The sequence below is a fragment of the Achromobacter sp. 413638 genome, assembly GCF_043119405.1.
Classification (GTDB): domain Bacteria; phylum Pseudomonadota; class Gammaproteobacteria; order Burkholderiales; family Burkholderiaceae_B; genus Achromobacter.
Window position 1 is genome coordinate 67,296 of sequence record NZ_JBICCO010000028.1, and the last position, 6,847, is coordinate 74,142.

9 protein-coding genes are annotated in these 6,847 nt (G+C 65.1%); 3 read left to right on the plus strand and 6 right to left on the minus strand.

Going from position 1 to position 6,847, the window contains the following annotated elements; genetic code table 11:
- Positions 1–75: 75 nt before the first annotated feature.
- From ACEU5R_RS13810 to ACEU5R_RS13820, 3 genes are all read left to right on the plus strand, one after another.
- Positions 76–702, plus strand: a complete 627-nt coding sequence (locus tag ACEU5R_RS13810; RefSeq protein ID WP_010894225.1) for an integrase — start codon at positions 76–78, stop codon at positions 700–702.
- A gap of 12 nt (positions 703–714) precedes the next feature.
- Positions 715–1,347 (plus strand): RES family NAD+ phosphorylase, encoded by a 633-nt coding sequence (locus ACEU5R_RS13815; protein ID WP_392410565.1) that lies wholly within the window; start codon positions 715–717, stop codon positions 1,345–1,347.
- Between the two features lie 84 nt (positions 1,348–1,431).
- Entirely contained in the window at positions 1,432–1,803 is a 372-nt protein-coding gene (locus ACEU5R_RS13820; protein WP_392410566.1) for a DUF3742 family protein, read from the plus strand.
- A gap of 17 nt (positions 1,804–1,820) precedes the next feature.
- Here ACEU5R_RS13820 and ACEU5R_RS13825 read toward each other — a convergent pair whose 3' ends face one another.
- The 6 genes from ACEU5R_RS13825 to ACEU5R_RS13850 all read right to left on the minus strand — a co-directional run.
- Positions 1,821–3,341, minus strand: coding sequence for a conjugal transfer protein TraG N-terminal domain-containing protein (locus tag ACEU5R_RS13825; protein ID WP_392410567.1), 1,521 nt, complete (start codon positions 3,339–3,341; stop codon positions 1,821–1,823).
- A gap of 15 nt (positions 3,342–3,356) precedes the next feature.
- Complete coding sequence (locus tag ACEU5R_RS13830; RefSeq protein ID WP_392410568.1) at positions 3,357–3,728, minus strand: hypothetical protein; 372 nt, start codon at positions 3,726–3,728, stop codon at positions 3,357–3,359.
- Positions 3,725–5,122 carry an integrating conjugative element protein gene (locus ACEU5R_RS13835; protein ID WP_392410569.1) on the minus strand — a complete coding sequence of 466 codons (1,398 nt, stop codon included), beginning with the start codon at positions 5,120–5,122 and terminating at the stop codon, positions 3,725–3,727. Before ACEU5R_RS13835 ends, ACEU5R_RS13830 begins: the two co-directional genes overlap by 4 nt.
- A 9-nt stretch (positions 5,123–5,131) precedes the next feature.
- Positions 5,132–6,079 (minus strand): TIGR03756 family integrating conjugative element protein, encoded by a 948-nt coding sequence (locus ACEU5R_RS13840; protein ID WP_392410570.1) that lies wholly within the window; start codon positions 6,077–6,079, stop codon positions 5,132–5,134.
- On the minus strand, positions 6,076–6,522 hold the full coding sequence (locus ACEU5R_RS13845; protein WP_392410571.1) for a TIGR03757 family integrating conjugative element protein: 447 nt from the start codon (positions 6,520–6,522) through the stop codon (positions 6,076–6,078). The genes ACEU5R_RS13840 and ACEU5R_RS13845 overlap by 4 nt, the downstream gene beginning before the upstream one ends.
- 162 nt (positions 6,523–6,684) lie before the next feature.
- On the minus strand, positions 6,685–6,847 hold a 163-nt coding region (locus tag ACEU5R_RS13850; protein WP_392410573.1), incomplete at its 5' end, for a JAB domain-containing protein.

Below are 6,847 nucleotides of genomic sequence, written 5' to 3' on the forward strand. Positions count from 1 at the left end.
TCGGGCGACTAAGTTGACAAACGCGACAAAGGCGACTAGAGTGAATCCTGTCTCAAACCTACCTGGGAGCTGACCATGCCCACTGCGATCGAATTCATTGCCGACCGGCTGCCGCGCGTCACGGTGGAGGATGTGCGACGTTTCGCCGATACCGTCGAAATCCGGGATGCCCCGGCGTTCGCGGCCGAGTTGCAGGCGTTCATCCACGAGCGCGTCGAGGCGGTGACGCTGCCTGCCAACCTGGAAGGTGAAACGGTGGTGCAGGCCTTGCAGCGCAAGGCGGCCGCGTTGCGCTCCGACACGCGCTGGGCACCGAATGAAACCGATGTTCAGCGAGGCCGCGCCGTGCTGCTGGAAGCCTTCAACCAGCCGGACAACCTGCCGCCTGCCGAGTTCGCCAAGCTGGCGGACAAGTCGCGCCAGCAAATCTACAAGGACATCCTCGCCCGTCGGCTGCTGGCGCTGAATGTGGGGCCGCGCGGCCAGAAGCTGCCCGACTGGCAGCTCGACCCGGTGAAGCAGCAGTTGACCCAAACCGTGCTCCAGGAGGTCGAGGGCATCGACCACTGGACGATCTACCGCGCGCTGTCCGAACCCCTCGAAGGCCTGGGTGGTCGCTCGCCGGTGGATGCGGTGACGCATGGCACGATCGATGACGTGGCCGAGGCCGTGTTCAACGTGCTGGGCGTCCAGGTGCATTGAAGCGAGATCGCCATGAGCCACGAGCTGCTTTCGTTCTTGATCGATGCCGGTGAACTGCTCCAGCATGTGAGCCGCGTCGTCTATCGGGGCAACCCGCTGTACTATGGGCGCAGCGGCACGAATCGCTACGATGACCCGGCGCGGGCCTACGGCGTGCTCTACCTGGGGCGCGACCTGCCCACGGCGCTGATGGAGTCGGTGTTTCACAAGCACCAGTGGCTTGCAAACGCACAACGCTCGATCGCGCTGAAAGAAGTCCAAGCCCGGATGGTGCGCGCAGTAGGCGTGATGGACGACGTGCTGCTGGCCGACCTCACGGCGCCGGGCGTCATGGCGGGCCACTTCGGCCTGAATCTGGAGCAGTTGGCCAGCCGCAACTATACGCACACGCAGCGGGTGTCTGCCCAGGTGCATGCGATGCTCGGAGATGACGGCCAGGCGCTGTTCGACGGGGTGCTCTATCCGTCGCGCAACAACTATCCCGCCAAGAGCATCGCCCTGTTCGAGCGTGCGGGAGCGAAGGTTGGCGTCATCGAGGACATCGACCTGGTGGACCATGTGGACTGGCCGCGTTTCGTTGCTACCTACCGCATCGGCGTTGAACCCGACCCCGGCCCGGTGGGGCCGGATGACGAAGCGTCCTGAAGCAGCAAGAAAACACATTGAAGCCGCAAACCGAATGAAGTGGAGCAAACTGGAATAGGCATTCCTCAACAGCAGGAGACGACCATGAACACGACGACCCGCACCAGCACCGCAGAACGCCTCGGCCGCGCCTTTGGCCGCGGATGGCGTGCCTATGCGCGCGGCGAACGGCGGGCGTCGAACTGGTTGGTGTCCAAGGGCATGCCGCGAGCTGGCGCTACCGCGCTCGTGTGGGTAGCCAAGCTGGCTGTACTGGGGGTGCTGCTCTACGTTGCGTTTTGGTTCGCACTCGTGCTGCTGGGCGTTGCGGCGGCGGGATGGGCTACGAATCAGCACCATCCTGATGAAGATGGGTTTGAGCTTCAGTACCCAACCATTGAGGAACTGAGGGCCACGCCAGGCTATGACCCCAACCTGTACAACGATACATCCCACGAGATGTACGAGGATGACTGACGCCGACGGTCAATCGATCATTTAAGCTTGCCACCTGAGACAGCACCCACTCCTTTGCCACCAGCGCTTCCTGCATCCTTTGTGGCAGTAGCGAAGGTGTTGGCGATCGCGCCAGCACGTACACCAACCCAGGTGAGTGCGCCAATCCAGAACGTGGGTAGTACGATGAACATCGCGCCCATTACGAACATCAGAAGCATGTCGCCGAAGGCATTGTTCAGCCCTACCAGCGGGTCAAAGTTAGTGTGCGGCCGATTCCACCCGAAGCCCCAACCATAGAGCGCATCTAGAATGGTGCTATCGATCCAGCGTGCAAGCTGGAACCAGAAGTCCACGAAGAACAGCGAGAACTGTACGACGCTGACGGTCACGACTGTCTTCAGGTCATAGGTGCCAATGACTAGCACGAGCGGGATGCAGATGACCAGCGCCATCTTTAGCAAGGCGAGCACCATAGGCAGAGCCTGCCGCACCACGTCCATGGCGGGAAACGCGGCAAGCGCGCCGACTGCCATTCCGACGTCGCCCGTCGCGCGCGTCACGATGTTCGGTAGGGTCTTGTCGATCTGGCCGCCGTAGTCCGTATAGACGCTGCCCTGGTTCAGTTTCTGCTGCCGCGGTGACGCGATGGCGCGGATCACCGAATCGTCCACCTCGGCCCGGCTCAGGAACCCCGCCCAGCCCGCCAGGCGATTCAGCAGGCTCGGGTCCACTTGCCCCAGCAGGCGTGCCCGCAGGCCGTTGCTGCCGTCTGACCACCACTGCCTGCAAGTCGGGTAGCCGCCACCGTTGGCAACCTGCGCGAGGCCAGCATCGCGGGTGTCGTCGTAGGGCCAGGCCTCGCGCGCCGTGCTGGAGCGATAGCTGTCGTAGTAGCCACCCGTGTCCGTGAAAAAGCGCGAGCCGATCCAGGTCACGTCGTACATCTGCTGCTCATCGAGATCCGGGCGCTGCATGAACAGTTTGGCCCGCGCAGGCCCATAGCAATCCCGCGAGAAGTCCGCGACCTCCTGAGCCAGTACCGGGTCGTCAATGCGGGTCGCATCGATCTCCATCCTCATCTGCCGCAGGTCCGTACCGCACGGGATCGCCGCTACCGAGGCGCTCGTGACGGCGCGCGAGAGCGCGTGCATGAAGGCCCACCAGACCGGCACCTTCGCCGACTGGTCGTTGATGGTGCTGAAGGACTGCGACCAGCCGGTTTCCGTGGGCTGCGGAACGCTGACTTGGCACTGCGCCGAGCGCGAGCTGTCGTACTGGATGGTGCTGAGACCCACATCGATGAACGGAATGCCCGCGAACATCACCACCACGATCGCGACGAACACCCGGTTCTCGATACGGGCGGCACTCAGAACGCCTTTGTTGCCCTCGTCAGCGCCTTCCGCACGGGCCTTCAGCCACTCCTGCACGACGATGGCGACGAAAGGCAGCGCGAACACCCCGCTGGTGACCAGCACGGCCCAGATACCGTTGTTAACGATCCAGGAGACGAGGGTGAGGTAGTACTCCAGATAGTCGGTCGTGAAGAGCGTCATGGCCCCGATCTCCCCTCAAGCGGCCTGCATCAACAGGCTGGTTTCCAGCGCGACGATGGCTACAACGCCGGCGACCTCGGTGCGGATCAGCCGGCGCCGCGCCTGGCCATCTGTCCCGCTTTGGTCTTCGCGGGCCAGCACCCGGCGGCGCATCCAGAACCATCCACAGGCCGTTGCCGCGTACACGCACAGCCGCCAGATGAAGAAATACCCTGCTGAGGCCGCCAGCCACCGTTCCCAGCCTGCAACGCTGCCGACCAGGTAGATGCCCGCGACGTTCGCTCCCACGGCGGCGGCAACGATCAGCACCAGCCACAGCAGCGTCTTCGCCGCGCGCCGGCTGAAAAACCAGCGCAGCGGCCGCCAGGCCATGCGCGCCAGGCTCATGGCCGACTCCCCGGATTGCCCTTCTGGAGCTGGTCGAGACGGTCCGGCACAGGATCGCCCTCGTAGATGCCGCGCGAGCCGGCCGCGCGCGTGCCGTGGCGCTGGATGATCGCCATGGGCGAGTTGTTCGCCAGCTCGCGCCGCAGCTCCAGTTCGGTCTTGAGGTTGCGAATCTCGCGGTCGAGCGTGTCGCTCTCGTGGTTCACGGCCTCCACGGCAAGCTCGTTCGCCGCGACGTTGGGCTCTTTCTTGCCCGTGAGCAGCGTGCGCTGCAGCAGCAGCGCTTTCTCCAGCACGGACGCCAGCGCGACCTCGGACGCCAAGCGCTGCGACAGCAGGTGCTGGTCGGGCTCGTCGCGCAGCGCCTCGATCACGCCGCGCGTGATCGGCAGCGACGCGCTGCCAGCTTCGCGCAGGTTCTCCGGCGTCGTGTTCTTGGCCTTGGTCACCAGGTCCTGGAGCGCCTGCAGCTTCGCGTCGTACTCCTCCTGGATCAGCGGCGTGAGCCCGACGCCCGGCGTCGTCTCGGTCTTGGTGCAGGCATCGCACGTGCGCTGCTCCTTCTCGCCGAGCACGCGCGTGGCCCACTCGACGGCAGCCTGCGGCGAGGTCCAGGTCTGGCACGAGAGACTGCTGCAACTGGCCGGCGCAATGGACGAGGTGTCGGTCACGCCGCGGCCGTTGACCAGGTTGTAGCCGGCGCGGGTGACATCGCCGACGACCTTGATCGCGGGCTGGCCGGAGCCGCCCGCGTTGCTGCCTCCGACCCACGGCACGCCGTCATTGCCGCGGCGCGTCTCGGCCTGCTCGATGGCCGATACAGCATCCGTGCTCGACACGGCATCGCGCAGCGCCAGCCCTTCGGCCATCTGGCTCCAGCCGAGCTGGCCGCCCGCCGTTTCGGCCATCTTCTCGGCCATGGCACGGCACGTCAGCTTGCTGCGGTCGAAATCCAGCCGCGCCTGCAGCACGCCATTGGTGAGCAGGTTGTACAGACCGGGATCGGCCCGCTGGATGATCAGCGCGGGCAACGATGCCACCGCACTGGTGGCACTCTGGATCACCGACGACATGATTTGCTGGAAGCCGTTGGTGATGCCGTTGAGTTGGTTCTTCAACGTGGTCTGGATGCTCATGTCACCGCAGATCAAGTTGCTGTTCCAACCCACGCCGACACCGAGAGAGCGCATGCCGGCCGCACGTCCCATCGACACGGCGTTGCCGCCACCGATCGAGTACATGACGTCATCGCCGATGACGCTGCCGCTGGTCTGGTAGCTCAGTTGACCCCAGGCCACGCCGCTGCCCAGCGCGAGGGCGCCGGCCAGCGCCAGGACGATCTCCGTGCGACGTGCCCGGCGGGAGAGCGGATTGAATGCAGGACGAAACTTCATGGCACCACCTCAGAGGAAATCGACGCTGCCCAGGAATACCTGGCCCCGGCGTTCGCAGCAGGCATACGGCCGCCACAGCGCCCATGCGTAGTCGCCTTGCTGCGCCTGGGTAAGGAAGCCGCTGCGCGGGAAGACCGTGCAGGACGACGACAGGACGGGCGTGAGTTCTTGCCACTTGCCGGTGGAGGCATCGCGTTCCACCAGCGCGCCGGCCGGCCAGTAGCCGTCGCGGGAGTTGGCAAGCAACGGCTGATAGACGTGGATCTGCCCCCGGCGCGTGACTACATCGCCTGCACGCTGGGCCACCACTGCGCCGGCCTTGAAGTCGTCGGTCTGGTGCAGGAAGCCGCCACGGGGATACACGTTGCCCCACAGGTTCATCGTGGTGCGTGCGCCGACCTCACGCCGGCCCGGAATCAGTGCTTCCGGGTAGGCCATCTCGGGCACGTTGTAGCGCCAGGCCAGCGTGTCCAAGGTGCTGAGCAAGTACGGCATGAATGCCGTGCCCGCGCCCTCGCAGAAGTAGCCCGACGACGAGACGAACTGGTTGAACACCTCGGCGCCGGGGTGGCCGATGACGTCCGCGTTCTTGAATTTGGCGAGGTTGTTTTCGTGGTCCTCGTTCGTCGTCCCGTCGCCGCCCGCCTGGGCGGACGGATTGGGCGTGCTCATTGCCCGGACTTCGACCCAGGGGTTTTCGCCGGTATTCGAGTACGACGACACCACTGCGTCGGGAATGTAGTGGCGCACTTTGGTGGACGTGCGCACGGTGCAGCCCGTCCATGTGCAGTAGAGCCAGTAGCAGATGCCGACGACGCGGTATTCGAGGCAATCGGGCGATGCCACCGAGCCGATGATGGTCGCTGTATTGAGGGCATAGCTGCCCGTGGCGCTGAGCAGCAGCAACGAAGCCACGCCAGCGCGCAGGCGGCGCATCAGGTCGAATGGTCGGGTCACGGCTGGGTCCTCCGGTGCTGCTCGATGCGCGCGACAGCGCGAGCCACATCCGGCTCGCCATAGACCACATAGCGCCTGTCCACCACCACGGCCGGGAGGCTGGTGATGCCGAGGCTCCATGCGTCGGTAACGCCTTGGTATGCGGAAGCGATGCTTCGCTGCAGATCGGCACCGCCGCCATTCAGCCGGCGCTTGACGATGGCCGTCGCCTGTTCGGGGTCGGTGGGCAGTCCCGCGGAAAGCTCCGCTTCAATCCTGTGGGCTTCGTCCAGCTCGATCAGCCGCTCGCCGCCCATGGTCTTGACCGGGTGGCGGCTGTCGGTGACGACCACCACGTCGGTGGCGAAGGTGGCTGGGCTGAAAACGGCCAAGGTTGCCGGCAGCGCCACGGCCAGGCCGAGGGTTCGCCAGCCCGGCGCGAACCTTGAAAGGGATGCTGGCATGTCGCGAGCCCTTGAAGTTGATCAGAGCAGTAGTCAAACTCGAAGCCGACGCGGCCCCAACAAACAATGCGCATCTCGCACTGCCCGCATACCTGCTTGTCTCGCGCCCATGAAAAAGCGGAGGCCGAAGCCTCCGCGTGGATCAGGGAGCCGATGCCGTCGCTACAGCAGGCCGGACTCCGCGAACGAGTACGGCGTGCCCTGGCCGACGATGAGGTGATCCAGCACCCTCACGTCGATCAGCGACAACGCGGCCCTCAGCGTTTGGGTCAACGCACGGTCCGCGCTCGACGGCTCCGTGCAGCCCGAAGGGTGTTGGTGAGAA